At 71.0% G+C, this 16,666-nt stretch carries 14 protein-coding genes and 1 pseudogene; 2 read left to right on the top strand and 13 right to left on the bottom strand.

Translation table 11 applies throughout. The features are described 5' to 3' along the window. Positions 1-51 precede the first annotated feature (51 nt). The 5 genes from ACIHFB_RS23840 to bldG all read right to left on the bottom strand — a co-directional run bounded on the left by ACIHFB_RS23840 (position 52) and on the right by bldG (position 6,025). The gene (locus tag ACIHFB_RS23840; RefSeq protein WP_400127828.1) at positions 52-1,569 is read right to left on the bottom strand and encodes a methyltransferase; all 1,518 of its coding nucleotides are present in this window, start codon (positions 1,567-1,569) and stop codon (positions 52-54) included. A gap of 58 nt (positions 1,570-1,627) precedes the next feature. Beyond that, positions 1,628-2,209 carry a small secreted protein gene (locus tag ACIHFB_RS23835; RefSeq protein ID WP_365273016.1) on the bottom strand — a complete coding sequence of 194 codons (582 nt, stop codon included), beginning with the start codon at positions 2,207-2,209 and terminating at the stop codon, positions 1,628-1,630. Positions 2,210-2,421: 212 nt separating this feature from the next. Next, entirely contained in the window at positions 2,422-4,827 is a 2,406-nt protein-coding gene (locus ACIHFB_RS23830) for a sodium-translocating pyrophosphatase (protein WP_365273013.1), read from the bottom strand. A 298-nt stretch (positions 4,828-5,125) separates the two neighbouring features. Continuing rightward, complete coding sequence (locus ACIHFB_RS23825; RefSeq protein WP_365273010.1) at positions 5,126-5,563, bottom strand: ATP-binding protein; 438 nt, start codon at positions 5,561-5,563, stop codon at positions 5,126-5,128. 120 nt (positions 5,564-5,683) lie between these two features. Next, positions 5,684-6,025, bottom strand: coding sequence for an anti-sigma factor antagonist BldG (bldG, locus tag ACIHFB_RS23820; protein WP_210593608.1), 342 nt, complete (start codon positions 6,023-6,025; stop codon positions 5,684-5,686). Between the two features lie 158 nt (positions 6,026-6,183). Between bldG and ACIHFB_RS23815 the strand changes: the two genes are divergently transcribed. Then, complete coding sequence (locus ACIHFB_RS23815; RefSeq protein WP_400127827.1) at positions 6,184-8,751, top strand: DEAD/DEAH box helicase; 2,568 nt, start codon at positions 6,184-6,186, stop codon at positions 8,749-8,751. Here the strand turns inward: ACIHFB_RS23815 and ACIHFB_RS23810 are convergent. From ACIHFB_RS23810 to ssd, 7 genes and pseudogenes are all read right to left on the bottom strand, one after another. Next, positions 8,696-9,085, bottom strand: a pseudogene (locus ACIHFB_RS23810) (Rv3654c family TadE-like protein); the annotation flags it as partial. The gene ACIHFB_RS23815 and the pseudogene ACIHFB_RS23810 overlap by 56 nt on opposite strands. An 83-nt stretch (positions 9,086-9,168) precedes the next feature. Next, positions 9,169-9,567 (bottom strand): TadE family type IV pilus minor pilin, encoded by a 399-nt coding sequence (locus tag ACIHFB_RS23805; protein ID WP_365273005.1) that lies wholly within the window; start codon positions 9,565-9,567, stop codon positions 9,169-9,171. Next, positions 9,554-9,763, bottom strand: a complete 210-nt coding sequence (locus ACIHFB_RS23800) for a DUF4244 domain-containing protein (RefSeq protein WP_365273002.1) — start codon at positions 9,761-9,763, stop codon at positions 9,554-9,556. Before ACIHFB_RS23800 ends, ACIHFB_RS23805 begins: the two co-directional genes overlap by 14 nt. A gap of 89 nt (positions 9,764-9,852) precedes the next feature. Beyond that, positions 9,853-10,638 carry a type II secretion system F family protein gene (locus ACIHFB_RS23795; RefSeq protein WP_400127826.1) on the bottom strand — a complete coding sequence of 262 codons (786 nt, stop codon included), beginning with the start codon at positions 10,636-10,638 and terminating at the stop codon, positions 9,853-9,855. Between the two features lie 49 nt (positions 10,639-10,687). After that, positions 10,688-11,548, bottom strand: a complete 861-nt coding sequence (locus ACIHFB_RS23790; RefSeq protein WP_400127825.1) for a type II secretion system F family protein — start codon at positions 11,546-11,548, stop codon at positions 10,688-10,690. Continuing rightward, a complete protein-coding gene (locus ACIHFB_RS23785; RefSeq protein WP_365272993.1) occupies positions 11,541-12,731 on the bottom strand; it encodes a TadA family conjugal transfer-associated ATPase in 1,191 nt (396 codons plus the stop codon). The genes ACIHFB_RS23790 and ACIHFB_RS23785 overlap by 8 nt, the downstream gene beginning before the upstream one ends. Continuing rightward, positions 12,728-13,840, bottom strand: a complete 1,113-nt coding sequence (ssd, locus tag ACIHFB_RS23780) for a septum site-determining protein Ssd (protein WP_400127824.1) — start codon at positions 13,838-13,840, stop codon at positions 12,728-12,730. Before ssd ends, ACIHFB_RS23785 begins: the two co-directional genes overlap by 4 nt. A 631-nt stretch (positions 13,841-14,471) precedes the next feature. On the opposite strand from ssd, the gene ACIHFB_RS23775 reads away from it, so the two are divergent. Next, positions 14,472-15,305, top strand: a complete 834-nt coding sequence (locus ACIHFB_RS23775; RefSeq protein WP_365272987.1) for an HAD-IB family hydrolase — start codon at positions 14,472-14,474, stop codon at positions 15,303-15,305. Positions 15,306-15,791: 486 nt separating this feature from the next. On the opposite strand, the gene ACIHFB_RS23770 is transcribed toward ACIHFB_RS23775, so the two are convergent. Continuing rightward, the gene (locus ACIHFB_RS23770; RefSeq protein ID WP_400127823.1) at positions 15,792-16,616 is read right to left on the bottom strand and encodes an oxidoreductase; all 825 of its coding nucleotides are present in this window, start codon (positions 16,614-16,616) and stop codon (positions 15,792-15,794) included. Positions 16,617-16,666 lie beyond the last annotated feature (50 nt).

Raw genomic sequence — 16,666 nt, 5'->3', positions numbered from 1 at the left:
GGGACGCACTCCTGCCTCAGGCATCACAAGCGCAGGCGCCGGCCGAGGTCACTACGCCGGATCGAGGAACCCCTGCTCCACCAGCAGCCGGATCTGCGCGGGCGTACGGTCGCGCAGCAACACCGGGTCCTCGCCCATCAGTTGGGCGATGGCATCCAGAATGCGACCCGCACTCAGCCTGCCGTCGCAGACGCCCGCGAAGCCCGCGCCGACGGTGTCCACCTTGGTGGCCCGGCGCATCCCACGGTGCTGGCGCAGCACCACGTGCTCCGGGTCCTCGGCACCGGGCAGCCCGACCTGTTCCTGGACGATCTCGGCGGCGAGCCTGGAGTGCCCTTCGAGCAGGTCCGCGTCGTCGTGCGCGCGCAGAAAGTCGAGGCGCCGGAAGTGCGCCCGGACCGTCTCGCCGAGCGGCTGTTCCACCGGATGCGGCCACTCCTCGACCGTCACTGAGGGCACGGCCGTCCCCGTCCTGCGCAGGGCGATCCAGCCGAAGCCGACCGCCTTCACCTTGCGCGCCTCGAACTCGTCGAGCCACGCGTCGTACAGCGCTTGATACTCGGCCGGGTCACTCCGGTGATCGCCTGCGTCCCTGAGCCACAACTCGGCGTACTGCGTGACGTCCTGCACCTCGCGCTGCACGATCCAGGCATCGCACCCGCGCGGCACCCACGACCTGAGCCTGTCCTGCCAGTCCTCCCCCTCCACGTGCTGCCAGTTGGCGAGGAACTGCGCGAACCCGCCCTCCCGCAGCCGTTCCCCCGACTCCTGAACGAGCGTGCGGCACAGATCGTCCCCGCCCATCCCGCCGTCGCGGTACGTCAGCCGTGCGCCGGGCGAGATCACGAAGGGCGGGTTCGACACGATCAGGTCGTACGTCTCGTCGTCCCGGACCGGCTCGAACAGCGAGCCCTCCCGGAGGTCGGCCCCCGGAGCGCCCGACAGGGCCAGCGTGAGTGCGGTGATGTGCAACGCGCGCGGGTTGACGTCGGTCGCCGTCACGCGCGTGGCGTGCTGCGCGGCGTGCAGGGCCTGGATCCCGGAGCCGGTACCGAGGTCGAGGGCGGCGGAGACGGGCGTACGGACGGTGATGCCCGCCAGCGTCATGGACGCGCCGCCGACGCCGAGGACGACGCCCTCATTCCGGCTGCCGATGCCGCCGGCGCCCCCGACCGCGCACCCCAGGTCGGACACGATGAACCAGTCCTCACCACCGGGCCCGCCGTACGGCCGTACATCCACGGCGGCGGCGACCTCAGCCCCGCCGACGGGCGACAGCCACCCGCTGTCGAGGCACTCCGCCAGCGGCAGAACGCCCTCCACGCGCGCGTGCGGCACCGGCTGCTGCAACAGGAACAGCCGTACGAGCATCTCCAGCGGCGTGTCGCCGCGTGTCGCCCGGAGCGCCGGCACGGTCTCGCTCCGCGCGAGCGCCGCGTACGCGGGCGCGCCGAGCAGCTCGAGCAGCCCGTCGGCGGTGAAGGAGGCCGCGAGCAGGGCGTCCCGGAGGCGGGCGGTGATCTCGGGGCGGTCGGCGGAGGGCAGCGGGGACAGGCTGGAGTTACTCACGCCCTCATTGTGACCCGCGTGCGGCCACGGGTGCCCGCGTCCCGCCCCGGAGGAGGCCTCAGCTGTCGGTGGCCGAGGCCGACGCGGCTGCCTTCTTGCAGCTGTCCTGCTTGACCAGAGACTTCTTGGCGTCGCCCTCTTCGAGCTGCTTGAGCGCGGCGACCGCGTTCTTGCGCAGGGTCGCCACGTCCTTCATGCCGTCCGACATCTCGTTCAGTCCGGACGCGAACTTCGCCTGATCCTTCGTGTTCAGCCCGTCGACCTGCTTCTTGAGATCGGTGTAGGCCGTGGAGACGGCGGTGAGCTTGTTGATGGCGTCCTGCTGCTTCTTGTCGCCGTCGTCGATGCCCGCAGGCGCTCCGGCGTCCGTGAGGGAGGCCGCCCGCGTCTTGAAGCCTTCGGCGAGGTCCCCGAATGCCTGGGAGTCGACCTTCTGGAGCTCCTCGGGCTCGCTGTCCGTGGCCACCTTGTTGATCGCGGCGTCGGCGGCGGCGATCTTCGCGTTCGGCGCCAGGGCCGTGTCGCAGATCTTCTTGGCCCAGGCGTCGAGCTCCTCGTTGCTCTCGTCGCTGGTGCATGCCGACAGCGCCAGTACCAGTACCGCACCGCCGGACAGTGCGGCCGCGAGCTTCTTGTTCACCGGTTTGGTCCCTTCCGTGGCTCTCGGCCCCGGAACTTACACGCCGGATGGGGGACACCAGTACGCCGAAGGCCCACTAGAAACCCTTTTGATGTGATTTACACCAGAGAGAGAAGGGTCACGGCATCGGGCGTGAACACGCACGGGGCGGGCGGACGGCGCGTCGATGCGCGCCGTCCGCCCGCCCCGTGAGCTGGGCGTCGTAAGACCGCCTACGAAACCACCGCAGGATCGGCCGGCTTGGCCACCCGCTCCGCGTTGCCTTCGTCACCCATGGCGATGCCACGTCGCTTGGAGACGTAGACAGCGCCGACGATCACAAGGATCGAGAGCACCGCGATGGTGACGCGGATGCCGACGCTCTTGTCCTCGCCGTAGCTGAACTTGATCACCGCGGGTGCGATCAGCAGCGCCACCAGGTTCATGACCTTCAGCAGCGGGTTGATCGCAGGGCCTGCCGTGTCCTTGAAGGGGTCGCCGACCGTGTCGCCGATCACCGTGGCGGCGTGGGCCTCGCTGCCCTTGCCTCCGTGGTGACCGTCCTCGACGAGCTTCTTGGCGTTGTCCCAGGCACCGCCGGAGTTGGCGAGGAACACCGCCATCAGCGTGCCGGTGCCGATCGCGCCCGCGAGGAACGAGCCGAGCGCGCCCACACCGAGCGTGAACCCGATGGCGATGGGTGCGATGACCGCCAGCAGACCGGGGGTCGTGAGCTCCCTGAGGGCGTCCCGGGTGCAGATGTCGACGACCTTGCCGTATTCGGGCTTCTCCGTGTAGTCCATGATCCCGGGCCGCTCACGGAACTGCCGTCGCACCTCGTACACCACCGCCCCCGCCGACCGCGAGACCGCGTTGATCGCCAGCCCCGAGAAGAGGAAGACGACCGCCGCGCCCGCGATGAGGCCGACGAGGTTGTTGGGCTGCGAGATGTCCATCATCAGGTTCATCGGCGCGCCCTCGCCGGTGAGTTTCTCGCCGACGTCCCGCGCGCCGGTCGTGATCGCGTCACGGTACGACCCGAAGAGCGCCGAAGCCGCGAGGACCGCGGTGGCGATGGCGATGCCCTTGGTGATGGCCTTGGTGGTGTTGCCGACCGCGTCCAGGTCGGTGAGCACCTGGGCGCCCGCGCCCTCGACGTCGCCGGACATCTCCGCGATGCCCTGGGCGTTGTCGGAGACCGGCCCGAAGGTGTCCATCGCGACGATCACACCGACCGTGGTGAGCAGGCCGGTACCGGCCAGCGCCACCGCGAACAGCGCCAGCATGATCGACGTACCGCCGAGCAGGAAGGCCCCGTACACGCCGAGGCCGATCAACAGGGCGGTGTAGACGGCCGATTCGAGGCCGAGGGAGATACCGGCGAGGACGACGGTGGCCGGGCCGGTCAGCGAGCTCTTGCCGATGTCCCGGACCGGGCGACGGTTCGTCTCGGTGAAGTAGCCCGTCAGCTGCTGGATCACAGCGGCGAGCAGAATGCCGATCCCCACCGCGATCAGCGCGAGGATCCGCGGATCGCCGCTCTTGGCCTGGATCGCCGCGTCGGTGACGCCGTCGAGATCGGCGTACGACGACGGCAGATAGACGTAGACAGCGATCGCGACCAGCACGAGCGAGATCACCGCGGAGATGAAGAACCCACGGTTGATCGCGGACATGCCGCTACGGTCGGAACGCCTCGGCGCCACCGCGAAGATGCCGATCATCGCGGTGATCACGCCGATCGCGGGTACGAGCAGCGGGAAGCCGAGCCCGGCGTCGCCGAAGGCGGCCATGCCGAGGATCAGCGCGGCGACGAGCGTCACGGCGTACGACTCGAAAAGGTCGGCCGCCATGCCGGCACAGTCGCCGACGTTGTCGCCCACGTTGTCGGCGATGGTCGCGGCATTGCGCGGATCGTCCTCCGGAATGCCCTGTTCGACCTTGCCGACCAGGTCGGCGCCGACGTCGGCGGCCTTGGTGAAGATGCCGCCTCCGACACGCATGAACATGGCGATCAGGGCGGCCCCGAGGCCGAAGCCTTCGAGGACCTTCGGCGCGTCGGCCGCGTAGACGAGCACCACACAAGAGGCGCCCAGCAGACCGAGCCCCACTGTGAACATGCCGACGACGCCGCCTGTGCGGAAAGCGATCTTCATGGCTTTGTGCGAGACGGCGGTGAGATCCTTTTCCGGTTCACCCTCCGCGGGGGTCGCCTCGCGCGCGGCGGCGGCGACTCGCACATTGCTCCGTACAGCGAGCCACATGCCGATATAACCGGTGGCCGCCGAGAACGCGGCGCCGATCAAGAAGAACGCCGATCGGCCGGCGCGCTGATTCCAGTCGTCCGCTGGCAGCAGCATGAGCAGGAAGAACACGATGACGGCGAAAACACCGAGCGTGCGCAGCTGCCGGGCCAGATAGGCGTTCGCGCCCTCCTGGATGGCTGTTGCGATCTTCTTCATGCTGTCGGTGCCTTCGCCGGCCGCGAGCACCTGGCGCACCAGGATGCCTGCGACCACGAGAGCCGCGAGCGCGACGACCGCGATGACCATCACGAGGATGCGGTTGTCGTCGGTCAGGACTGCGGCTGCGAAGGTTGTGGGTTGGTCAAACTGATGAGGGGTAGAAAGCCCCGCCATTCGTCCTCCTTGACGCCTGTGCTGAGCTCAAGATGTGGACGGATTCTAGGTACCCGGACCTGATCAAAACAGTGGGCGGTAAACGGAATTAGCCTTCACATGCTCTTCAGCAAATGATCGACGTCACGCCACAGAACCCGAAAGAAGTAATGCCTCAAAGGCATTGACGCCCACATGCACCTTGATCGAATTATCGGATCATTGATCGTGAATTCCTTCACGAATTGCCTGGATGCTGTGCCGGAAAACACCAAGGGCCCTGCTCAGCAGGGCCCTTGGTGGTGAAGCGTGGGTCAGTTCAGCCGAGCGCCACGGTCGGCGGTGTGGTCGGCCAGGTCATACGGATCAGCCCGCCGTGCTCGCCGGCGGTGACCTCGACATCGTCGACGAGGCCGCTGATGACCGCGAGGCCCATCTCGTCCTCCTCGGTCTCCGCGTCGGGGTCCTCGGCGGCGCCGCCCGGCGCGCGGTCCCCGGGGGCAGAGCGCGGTGCCTCGTCGCCGACCTCGATGGAGAACTGTTTCTCCTCCTCGATCAGCAGCACCTTCACCGGCGACGTGATCCCGCCGCTCTGGTGCAGTCCGACGGCACGGGTGCAGGCCTCGCCGACGGCGAGTCTGACCTCGTCGAGAACGGCCTCGTCCACTCCGGCCCTGCGCGCCACCGCTGCCGCCACCAGTCGGGCGGTCCTGACGTGCTCGGGCAGCGCGCTGAAGCGGAGTTCAACGGTGGCCATGCATCCCCCTCGGAACTTCGGGCGTGCTGTCGGGGGACCGGGCTGCCGAAAGCCCGGACCCCCTGATGAACTTCTTCCGTCCCGGGCGCGGACGACTGATCACTGGCCCGGGTCCGGCGGTCAGTCGGTGGCCGCCACCGCTTCCTCGACCGAGGTGTGAATGGGGAACACCTTGGTGAGGCCGGTGATGCGGAAGATCTTCAAAATGCGCTCCTGGTTGCAGACCAGGCGCAGCGAGCCCTCATGGGCACGCACACGCTTCAGGCCGCCGACCAGCACGCCGAGACCGGTGGAGTCGAGGAAGTCCACGCCCTCCATGTCGACGACGAGGTGAAAACTCCCGTCGTTCACCAGCTCGACGAGCTGCTCGCGCAGCTTGGGCGCGGTATAAACGTCGATTTCGCCACCGACCTTGACGATCGTGCGATCGCCGATGGTCTCGGTCGACAGGGACAGGTCCACGGATCCTCCAGCACCTTGCTATCGAGCGGTCGTCCCTCGGGACACCTCGGCAGGGCCCGGGACGGTTCGCCAGCCGCGATGGCATTCAATCACTTACGGCAGGCGTGCACGACGCCTTGGTCCCATTGTCCGTCACGCCAGTGACACACTCGGTGCCGATGGCCAAGAATCACCGATCCGATCGACCCCCGGCGGACCCCGCCTCCGGCCTCTCGCCCGGCATGGTCCTGGACCGGCTCGCCGCAGGGCCGAGCCGGGCTTCGCGCATCACTCATACGGAGCACTTGCCCCCGCGCGAGGGTCGCCATGCCGTCTGGCCCGATCGGATCCGGGCCGAGGTCATCGCGGCCGTGCAGGCGGCGGGCATCGAGCATCCCTGGGCCCACCAGGCCAGCGCGGCCGAGCACGCCCTGGACGGCGACTCGGTGGTCGTCGCCACCGGCACCGCGTCCGGCAAGTCCCTGGCCTATCTGGCGCCCGTTCTGTCGACCCTCCTGGACGGGTCCGAGGCACCGAACGGCCGCGGCACCACCGCGCTCTACCTGGCACCCACCAAGGCTCTCGCGGCGGATCAGTGGCGATCTGTGAAGGAACTTTCACAACCACTGGGCAATTCGGTCCGCCCCGCGGTCTACGACGGCGACACCCCGTTCGAGGAACGCGAGTGGATCCGCCAGTACGCCAACTACGTCCTCACCAACCCGGACATGCTGCACCGCGGCATACTCCCGTCCCACCCTCGCTGGTCCTCCTTCCTGAAGTCGCTGAAGTACGTGGTCATCGACGAGTGCCACACCTACCGCGGTGTCTTCGGCTCCCACGTCGCCCAGGTGCTGCGCCGACTGCGCCGCCTGTGCGCCCGGTACGGCGCCTCGCCCGTGTTCCTGCTGGCCTCCGCGACCGCCGCCGAGCCCTCGGTCGCCGCCCGCCGCCTCACCGGCCTCCCGGTGGTCGAGGTCGCCGACGACGCCTCCCCACGCGGCGAACTGGTGTTCGCCCTGTGGGAGCCCCCGCTCACCGAGCTCCAGGGTGAGAAGGGCGCACCGGTCCGCCGTACCGCCACCGCCGAGACGGCCGACCTGCTGACCGACCTCGCCGTCCAGGGTGTGCGCACCGTCGCCTTCGTCCGCTCCCGGCGCGGCGCCGAGCTGATCTCGGTGATCGCCCAGGAAAGGCTGGCCGAGATCGACCGCTCGCTCGCCCGGCGGGTGGCCGCCTACCGCGGCGGCTACCTCCCCGAGGAACGCCGCGCCCTCGAACAGGCCCTGCACTCCGGCGAACTCCTCGGTCTCGCCGCGACCACCGCCCTCGAACTCGGCATCGACGTCTCCGGGTTGGACGCGGTCGTCATCGCCGGCTACCCGGGCACACGCGCGTCGCTGTGGCAACAGGCGGGCCGGGCCGGCCGGTCGGGGCAAGGAGCCCTCGCCGTCCTGGTCGCCCGCGACGACCCCCTGGACACCTTCCTCGTCCACCACCCCGAGGCCCTGTTCGACCAGCCCGTCGAGTCGACCGTCCTCGACCCGGACAACCCGTACGTCCTGGCCCCGCACCTGTGCGCAGCGGCGGCGGAACTGCCGCTGACGGACGACGACTTGGAGCTGTTCGGCCCGGAGACGGAAGGTCTGCTGCCGCAGCTGGAGGCCGCGAAGCTGCTGCGCCGCCGGACCAAGGCGTGGCACTGGACCCGCCGGGAACGGGCCGCCGACCTGACCGACATCCGGGGCGGCGGCGGTCAGTCGGTGCAGATCGTCGAGGCCGGCACAGGACGGCTGCTCGGCACCGTGGACGCGGGTGCCGCGCACACGACGGTGCACGAAGGCGCGGTCCACCTCCACCAGGGCCGTACCTACCTGGTCCGCTCACTGGACCTGGAGGACTCGGTCGCCCTGGTCGAGGAGGCCAACCCGCCGTACGCCACGGTCGCCCGCGACACGACGTCGATCTCCGTCCTGGAGACGGACGTCGAGATCCCCTGGGGCGACGGCCGCCTCTGCTACGGCTCCGTCGAAGTCACCAACCAAGTCGTCTCCTTCCTGCGTCGACGCGTCATCACCGGTGAAGTGCTGGGCGAGACAAAGCTCGACCTCCCTCCTCGTACGCTGCGCACGCGTGCCGTGTGGTGGACGGTCACCGAGGACCAGTTGGACGCCGCCCGGATCAACCCGGAGATCCTCGGCGGCGCCCTGCACGCCGCCGAGCACGCGTCCATCGGCATGCTGCCCCTCTTCGCGACCTGCGACCGCTGGGACATCGGCGGCGTCTCCGTCCCACTGCACCCGGACACCCTTCTGCCGACGGTCTTCGTCTACGACGGCCACCCGGGCGGCGCGGGCTTCGCCGAGCGCGCCTTCCACACGGCCCGCTCCTGGCTGACGGCCACCCGACAGGCCATCGCCTCCTGCGAGTGCGACGCCGGGTGCCCGTCCTGCATCCAGTCCCCCAAGTGCGGCAACGGCAACGATCCGTTGCACAAGAGGGGGGCGGTGCGGCTGCTCACGGTGTTGCTGCGAGGGGCTCCTGAGGAGAAGGGGGGCGGGGAGCCGGGGAGGGGGCCGATACAGGAGCCGGTCGGAGAATCCTCCCGGGAGCCGCTACGAGGGCCCGCGCAGGAGCCGGTCCAAGGGCCTGCCCTGGAGCCGACCGAGGAGCCGGTACAGAGGGCTGCCCAGGAGCCGGTCCAGGACCCTGTGGGACCGCCCCCGCAGGCCCCGCCCGCGCCCTGACCTCCGCCGCGAACGGGCCCCGTCCCGATCTCGCCGTCACGTCCGAGATCTCGCCCACGACAGCGCACCGCACAAGCCGAGTGCCCTGGGCTCTCGCTACCCGGTCCGCCCGGGCGCAGGCCGCGGCGCCGCCCTCCGTCCAGTGGTCTGCCGCCGCCAACGCGGCCAGGTCGGCGGCGCCCGCCGCGCTGTGCCGGGCCACGACGGCCTGCCCCAGGGCGAGTACGACGCCGAACACCACGCAGAGCACCGCGATTGCACCGACGCTCCAGACGGTGGCGGAACCTCGATCGGAACGCCGGCCTACGGCGAACCCTCGGCCGAAGCACCTCACGGCTGCCCCGCCACCGGAGACCCAGCCCTGCGCAGAGCGGCCGTCGACGACTGCCCCGCCACCCGAGGCCAGACCCCCGCCCCTCAACTCTTCACCTCCCCACTGTCCTCCGCCGATGCCACGGCTTCCTCTCGCACCTCGAAAGGCAGACCGTCCAGCGCCGGTGGCTTCGCCACGACCACCACGCGGACCTGGTCGCCCTCCCGGCTGAGCGTGACCTGCGCGCCGTGGGGTGCCGCCTCGCGGGTCAACTTCACGACCGCGGCGGCCGGATCCTGGCGAGCCGCCGCGCGGGCGCCCGTCCTGGCCGCGTCGACACACTGGATCTGGGCGCCCACGACGAGCAGCCCCCACACCAACGCCATCGCGAACATCACCAGCACGGGCAGCACCACTGCCGACTCCGCCGTCACGAACCCCCGGTCCGCCTCCCGCGCGCATCCGCGCGTCCATCGCGCCGATCGCCCGTCACATCCCGGCATCGAGGGCCCGTTTCACGATGGCCTGGAGTTCCGCGTCGACCTGCCCGCTCGTGACCACCTTGTAGAGGACCACTGCGAACGCCACCGCCGCGACGATCCCCATCGCGTACTCGGAGGTGACCATCCCCGCGTCCCTCCGCGCCAACCGCGCCCCGCACATCAGGGCACGCAGCCGCGCCCGTACCGCCTTGTACATCTCAACCCCCGTGAGGTTCAGCCCTGTTGATCTCTTTGAGCTCTTGATCTCTCGTTGTCCGTCATACGTCGTTCACCCGTGCCGTGCCGTCATCCACCACCCCCTCCCAGCGCTCCACTCGCGAGCCCGATCACCACGGGCAGCACGCCGACCGCGATGAACGCCGGCAGAAAGCACAGCCCCACCGGAACGGTGACCATGACGGCCGCCCGTCTGGCCCGTGCGGTCGCAGTGCGGGCCCAGTCGGCGCGGGCCTGAGCGGCGAGGTGGGCGACCGGCACGGCCGCGGGGACCCCGGACACGTCGGCCCGTTCCAACAGCCGCGCCAGCGCCCCGGCCCCCGGCATGGAGGCCAGCCTCCGCCAGGCCGCGCCCGGTTCACCGCCGAGCCGCACCTCCGCGGCACCGCGGGCCAGCGCTTCCCCCACGGGGCCTCCCAGGGCCTCGCCCACGGCCTGCGCGGCGATCACCGGACCAGCTCCCGCGGCGATACAGGCCGCCAGCAGATCGGCCGCGAGCGGTAGTTGACGCGCCGCCTCACCGGCGTCGAATCCCTCGGCCGGCCCGGCGGTCAACCGCCGACGACGCCACCGCCACAGCCCGACCGCACCGACCAGCCCCACAGCGACCCCGGCAACTCCGCCGATGACAGCCCAACAGGCGCCCAGGACCCCCACCACCGGCGCCCACCGCCGCACGACGTCCCGCAGATCGACGCGCATCCCCGCGGACGCCGACTCCAGGTCCAGCAACTCGGCAACCCGCCGCCGCACCCTCCGCTCACGCCGTACCGCCCCAACCCACCGCACCACCCACCCGAGCACCAGCGCGGCCCCCAGAACCGCCCCCACCCTGTGGAAAACTTCCGTACCCACGTCGCCTCCTTCTCCCGATCCCGCCGCTCCCGCACCCGCACCCGCTCCCTCACATCGCCTCCGCGCCCCGCACGATCCGAGCAACCCACCACACCCCCACCACCTCCAGCAGCCCGCCGACCACCAGGCACCCGAACCCCGCCCCGGTGTGCAGCAGGACGTGCAGTGGGTCGGCGCCGAGGGCCGTGCCGAGGGCGAGGCCGAAGGCCGGGAGCGCGGCGAGCATCACCGCCGTAGAGCGGGCGCCGGCCAACTGGGCGCGCAGATCGGACCGTTGGTCCCGCTCCGCACGCAGGGCCGCCTCCAGCCGGTCGAGCCCGGCCGCGAGCCCCGCGCCCTGGTCCACTGCCACCCGCCAGCAGGCCGCGAGCCCCAGCAGCCCCTCGGCGCCCGGCTGGCGCGCCGCGCCCGCCAGCGCACCCGGCACGTCCCCGCCGAATCTCGCCGCCGCCAGCACCGCAGCCTGTGCCGCCCCGAACCCGCCGGAGTCGCGTACCGCACTCAGCAAGGCCTCACCCGGCTGCCGTCCGGCCCGCACCTCCCCGGCGAGCGCCGCGCACAACCCGATCGCCCCGTCCGCGCGCCGCTCCCGCGCCCTCCGCGCCTCCCCGGCCAGCCGCAGCCGTCGTAGCAAGGGCACTCCGGCCGCCCCCGCGACGACCGGCAGTACCGACGCGCCCAGCACCGCCAGCACCAGCCCGGCGACCGGCGCCCACCACTCGACCCGCAGCTGCCCGCGGATCTGCCGCAGCCGACCGACCGCATCCCGCCACACGGGCGGCCCGGTTCCCACCACTCCGCCGCCCGCGAGCAGCAACTGCGCCCGCCGTGCCCCGGAGTGCCATCCGCCCATCAGCCAGACCGCCTCCCCGACACACACCACGGCAGCCCCCGCCGAGAGCTCACCCATCCCGATCACCCCTCCGTCCCCACACACCACACGCGTCGCCCAGCAACTCCCGCAACCGCCCCCACCCCCGCTCCCGCACAAACGCCTCCTCGCCCCACCGCAGGGCCGGCACCGTCCGCACCAGTCCGGACGGGTCCCGCTCCAGCACATGCACCTCGGCGATCCGCCGCCGTCCGGCCCGGTCGCGCACGAGATGCAGTACGACCGACAGAGCGGCCGCCAACTGGCTGTGCAGGGCGGCCCGGTCGAGCCCGGCCGCCGTGCCGAGCGCCTCCAGTCGGGCCGGCACGTCCGCGGCCGCGTTGGCGTGGACGGTCCCGCAGCCGCCCTCATGGCCCGTGTTCAACGCGGCCAGCAAATGGACCACTTCGGGCCCGCGCACCTCCCCCACGACAAGTCGATCGGGTCGCATCCGCAGGGCTTGCCGTACGAGGTCCTCAAGGGTGACGAGCCCCGCGCCCTCCTGGTTGGCGGGCCGGGTCTCCAACCGCACGACATGCGGATGGTCGGGCCGCAGCTCCGCCGAGTCCTCGGCGAGCACGATCCGCTCACCCGATCCGACGAGCCCCAGCAGTGCGCTCAGCAGCGTCGTCTTGCCGCTGCCGGTCCCACCGCTGATCAGGAAGGACAGCCGGGCCTCCAGCAACGCCCGCAGCACCCGGTCCCCACCCGGCGGGACCGTGCCCGCCGTCACCAGTTCGTCGAGCGTGAAGGCCCGGGGCCGTACGACCCGAAGGGACAGGCACGCACAGCCCACGGCGACCGGAGGCAGCACCGCGTGCAGGCGTGTCCCGTCGGGCAGCCGGGCGTCGACCCACGGACGGGCGTCGTCCAGCCGCCGCCCGGCCACCGCGGCCAGACGCTGCGCAAGACGTCGTACGGCCGCCGCGTCGGCGAAGGAGACCGGCGTCAACTCCAGTCCGCCGCCCCGGTCGACCCACACCCGGTCCGGGGCGGAGACCAGGACGTCGGTCACCGACGGGTCGGCGAGCAGGGGTTCCAGCGGGCCGCTGCCGACCAGTTCGGAGCGCAACTGTCGGGCCGCGCCGAGGACTTCGGCGTCGCCGAGCACCCGCCCCTGCTCCCGCAGCGCCTGTGCCACGCGCGCGGGTGTCGGCTCGGCGCCGCTCTCGGCCAGCCACTGCCGTACGCCGTCGAGCTGTGGCCCGGAGAATGTGTTCATGCGGCGCTCGCCTCCATCAGCGCCCGCTCCCAGAACCCTTTGCAGAACCGCGCCAGCGGTCCGCGAGCGGATGCCCCGGGCGGCGACTTGCTCTCGTGCGGACGCAGCAGCCCGGATTCCACGGGCACTTCGCCGACCAACGGCAGTCCGAGCAGCCGGGCCACCTCGCGGTCGTCGAGCCCGGGAGCGTACGGTCCGCGCACCGCCACCCGCAGGTCGCGCAGAACCATGCCGACGGCGGAGGCCACCCGCCCGGCGGCCGCGACCGCGCGCAGCTCGGCGGGGACCACAAGCAGTCCGACGTCGAGTTGGGCGAGTGCCTCGGCGACCCCGTCGTCGAGGCGGCGTGGCAGATCGACGACCACCGTGCCGCCCCGGCGTCGGGCTGCGGCGAGCACCGCGCGTACGGCCTGCGGCGGGACGGCGATACGGTCCCCGCGATCCCAGCTGAGCACCCGCAGCGAGTGCAGCCGCGGCAGCGACTCCTCCAGGGCGCCGCCGCCGACCCGTCCGCGCGAGGCGGCGAAGGCGGGCCAGCGCAGGCCCTCCGCGGTCTCGCCGCCAAGGAGGACGTCGAGTCCGCCGCCCAGCGGATCGGCGTCGACCAGCAGTGTGCGCAGCCCCTCCCGCGCGGAGGTGACGGCGAGCGCGCACGCGAGCGTGGAGGCGCCTGCCCCGCCGCGGCCCCCGATGACGCCCACGGTGAGCGCGGGCCTGCCGACGCCCTCCGCGACGTCGGCGATGCGGTCGACCAGCCACTGTTCTCCGTCGGGGAGCATCAGGACGTGGTCGGCGCCGATCTCGACGGCCCGCTTCCAGACTCCGGGGTCGTCCTGGTCCCGGCCGACGAGCACGACCCCCCTTCTGCGGGCGGCGCCGTACACCCGCCGCGCGGCGTCGTCCCCGACGAGGACGAGCGGCGCGGCCTCCCAGCGCCCCCTGGGCTCCGGCACTCCGTGGTGCACCTCGGGTGTGGCACCGGCCGCCGCGCACAGGCGCAGCAGGTCGTCCAGCAGGTCGGCGTCCTCCGTGACGATCAACGGTCCGCCCTGTCGCCCTCCGGCGGCGGGCTGCGGATCGTGAGTGACGGCTGCGGCCACGATGTCCATCCCCCTTCGCGCAGGCCCGCACCGAGCCCGACGCATCTCTCCCGCAGGCCCGCACCGAGCCCGCGACACACCTCTCACGCAGCCCCTGCGGCCACGCGATTCCCAAACGTGTGAAGAACCGGCAACCGGCCTCCATATGAACAGCCGATAGGAACCGGCCAAACGCGCCTTGCAAACCGGAACCAGCCATGAAGTCGGCACGGTCGGGGCGCGCTGGAATCACGGTGCAGCGAACCCGGAAATCGTGTGGATCTTGGTCGATAACTGTGGACAACTCGATGGTTGTGAATATCGCCGTCACCCATACCGGTGACCCCTGTACTGCCCCCCGTGCGACTTCCGCAGAGCAGCCCAACGGCTACGCACAGTGACGGATCACGGACATGCCGAAGAGGCGGCCGCAGCCGCCTCACGATGGCCGTACGGCCGTGTGCAGAGAAAGAAAAACCCGCCCGGACATGCGACGACCCCCGCCGGGGGGGAGAGCGGGGGTCGCCTTCACGGCCGACTCGGGGGGGGAGGAGCCGGACCGCGTTAGCACGGTCGCGAACGATCCGTGACTTCCATGGTGTACCCGAGAGCCCTCTCAGGCAAACCCACGCGCCCACCTTACGCCGAATGGGCTGCCCCTATGCTCGGGGTTGTGGAAAACCACTCCTTGCCCCGCACAGCGGCCTTCTTTGACCTGGACAAGACGGTCATTGCGAAGTCGAGCACGCTCACCTTCAGCAAGTCGTTCTACCAAGGCGGACTGATCAACCGCAGGGCCGCCTTGCGTACCGCATATGCCCAGTTCGTCTTCCTCGCGGGCGGCGCCGATCACGACCAGATGGAGCGGATGCGCAAGTACCTGTCCGCGATGTGCCGCGGCTGGAACGTCCAGCAGGTGAAGGAGATCGTGGCCGAGACCCTTCACGATCTGATCGACCCGATCATCTACGACGAAGCCGCCTCCCTCATCGAGCAGCACCACACGGCAGGGCGGGATGTCGTGATCGTGTCCACGTCGGGTGCCGAAGTGGTCGAGCCCATCGGTGAACTGCTCGGCGCGGACCGGGTGGTCGCGACCCGGATGGTCGTGGGCGACGACGGCTGCTTCACCGGCGAGGTGGAGTACTACGCGTACGGCCCGACGAAGGCCGAGGCGATCAAGGAGCTGGCCGAGTCCGAGGGGTACGACCTCGAGCGCTGCTACGCCTACAGCGACTCGGCGACCGACCTGCCGATGCTCAAGTCGGTCGGCCATCCGCACGCCGTGAACCCGGACCGCTCTCTGCGTCGTGAAGCGCTCGCGCGCGGGTGGCCGATTCTCGATTTCCACCGCCCGGTCCGGCTCAAGCAGCGTATGCCCACCCTCTCCGTACCGTCGCGTCCGGCGCTCGTCGCGGTGGCCGCCATAGGGGCAGCCGCGGCCACAGCGGGCCTCGTCTGGTACGCCAGCCGACGTCGGACAGCGGTCGCCTGACCTGCTTCCTTGTCCGCACGCGGCCTCCACGCGGCCTCCACGCGCGCGTGCTTCGACAGAGCGCCGCCCTTTTAGTACGCCTTTGAACCTAAAAGTAAAGAAGTGCAGCCACCACTTCCGCTTGCCCAGGTCCTGGAGTACAAAGGACTCAACGGCCCGCGAGACCAAGGACATCCGAGAGGATCACCTTCAATACCGCATTTGGCCCCACGGACCGCGCATGGACACCGGGCACCCACGCGACGTCGACCCGTCGATTACGGGCCAGCCGCACCAGGTGACGGGCAATGTTCCCGACCTGATGGGCAATATCTCGAGGACGCTTGGTAACCCGGTGGACATGCCAGCGGCGGTACGAGGACTCGTACCGCCGCAACCCCTGTCAGGCCCCTTTGGGGGCCTTTTTCATGCGCCCTTTCCGGCGGCTTTCCTGACTACGCGGACCCGCCGAACCCGCCGGACCCCCCGAACCCGCCGCTCTCCCTGCTACGCCGCCCCACGCTGCAACGCCTCGCACACCGCCGTCGACTCGCGAGCCCCCAGCTCGACCGCCTTGCCGCAGTGGGCGATCCACGCGGCCATGCCCTCCGGAGTGCCGGAGGCATAGCCGTCGAGCGCCGCCAGATACTCCGCGCGGCCCAGCTCGGCGTGGCCGACCTCCGCCGGACAGACCGACTTCGGGTCGAGACCGCTGCCGACCAGGACGATGCGCGCGGCCGTACGCGCGACCAGGCCGTTGTGGGAGGCGAAGGGCCGCAGCGCAAGGAGTTCTCCGTGCACGACCGCGGCCGTCACCAGTGCGGGCGCGGAACTTCCCGCGATGATCAGCTCGGACAGGCCGTCCAGTCGCCCGGACACCTCCGCCGCACCCGGCAGCGACAGTTCGACCAGGGGCTCGTCGACCGGCTCGCCCTGCTGTCGGGGCCGCCCGACCTCGTCGGCGTTGCTCGCCGCCGCGACCAGATGCAGCCGGGCCAGCACACGCAGGGGCGACTGCCGCCAGACGGACAGGAGTTGGCCCGCCTCGGCGGTCAGCCTGAGGGCCGCGCCCACCCTGTGGGCATCGTCGTCGCCGCTGAAGTCGGTGCGCCGGCGCACCTCTTCGAGGGCCCAGTCGGCGCCGGACAGCGCCGCGGAGCCGCGGGCGCCGCGCAGTGCCGCCTCGGAGGTGATCTCGTTGCTGCGACGCCGCATGATCCGGTGGCCGTAGACCCGGTCCACGGCCTTGCGCACGGACTCCACGGACTCGGCCACACCGGGCAGCGAGCCCAGGGCCGCCAGAGGATCGGCGGTCGCACCTGTCGTACTCATGAGTACGACACTAGCCACACCGGGCGCGTACCCCACGATTGAGTGGTCTT

It is taken from the genome of Streptomyces sp. NPDC051963 (assembly GCF_044593495.1).
Taxonomy (GTDB): domain Bacteria; phylum Actinomycetota; class Actinomycetes; order Streptomycetales; family Streptomycetaceae; genus Streptomyces.
Note: the sequence above shows the minus strand (reverse complement) of the source record. Positions and strands in the feature narration are given on the sequence as shown.

Excerpts from the sequence above, each read along its gene's own strand:
- ACIHFB_RS23830 (WP_365273013.1), bottom strand. The coding sequence starts at position 4,827 with ATGGCGGGGCTTTCTACCCCTCATCAGTTTGACCAACCCACAACCTTC.
- ACIHFB_RS23825 (WP_365273010.1), bottom strand. The coding sequence starts at position 5,563 with ATGGCCACCGTTGAACTCCGCTTCAGCGCGCTGCCCGAGCACGTCAGG.
- ACIHFB_RS23815 (WP_400127827.1), top strand. The coding sequence starts at position 6,184 with ATGGCCAAGAATCACCGATCCGATCGACCCCCGGCGGACCCCGCCTCC.
- ACIHFB_RS23805 (WP_365273005.1), bottom strand. The coding sequence starts at position 9,567 with ATGCCGGGATGTGACGGGCGATCGGCGCGATGGACGCGCGGATGCGCG.
- ACIHFB_RS23800 (WP_365273002.1), bottom strand. The coding sequence starts at position 9,763 with ATGTACAAGGCGGTACGGGCGCGGCTGCGTGCCCTGATGTGCGGGGCG.
- ACIHFB_RS23790 (WP_400127825.1), bottom strand. The coding sequence starts at position 11,548 with ATGGGTGAGCTCTCGGCGGGGGCTGCCGTGGTGTGTGTCGGGGAGGCG.
- ACIHFB_RS23785 (WP_365272993.1), bottom strand. The coding sequence starts at position 12,731 with ATGAACACATTCTCCGGGCCACAGCTCGACGGCGTACGGCAGTGGCTG.
- ssd (WP_400127824.1), bottom strand. The coding sequence starts at position 13,840 with ATGGACATCGTGGCCGCAGCCGTCACTCACGATCCGCAGCCCGCCGCC.
- ACIHFB_RS23775 (WP_365272987.1), top strand. The coding sequence starts at position 14,472 with ATGCTCGGGGTTGTGGAAAACCACTCCTTGCCCCGCACAGCGGCCTTC.
- ACIHFB_RS23770 (WP_400127823.1), bottom strand. The coding sequence starts at position 16,616 with ATGAGTACGACAGGTGCGACCGCCGATCCTCTGGCGGCCCTGGGCTCG.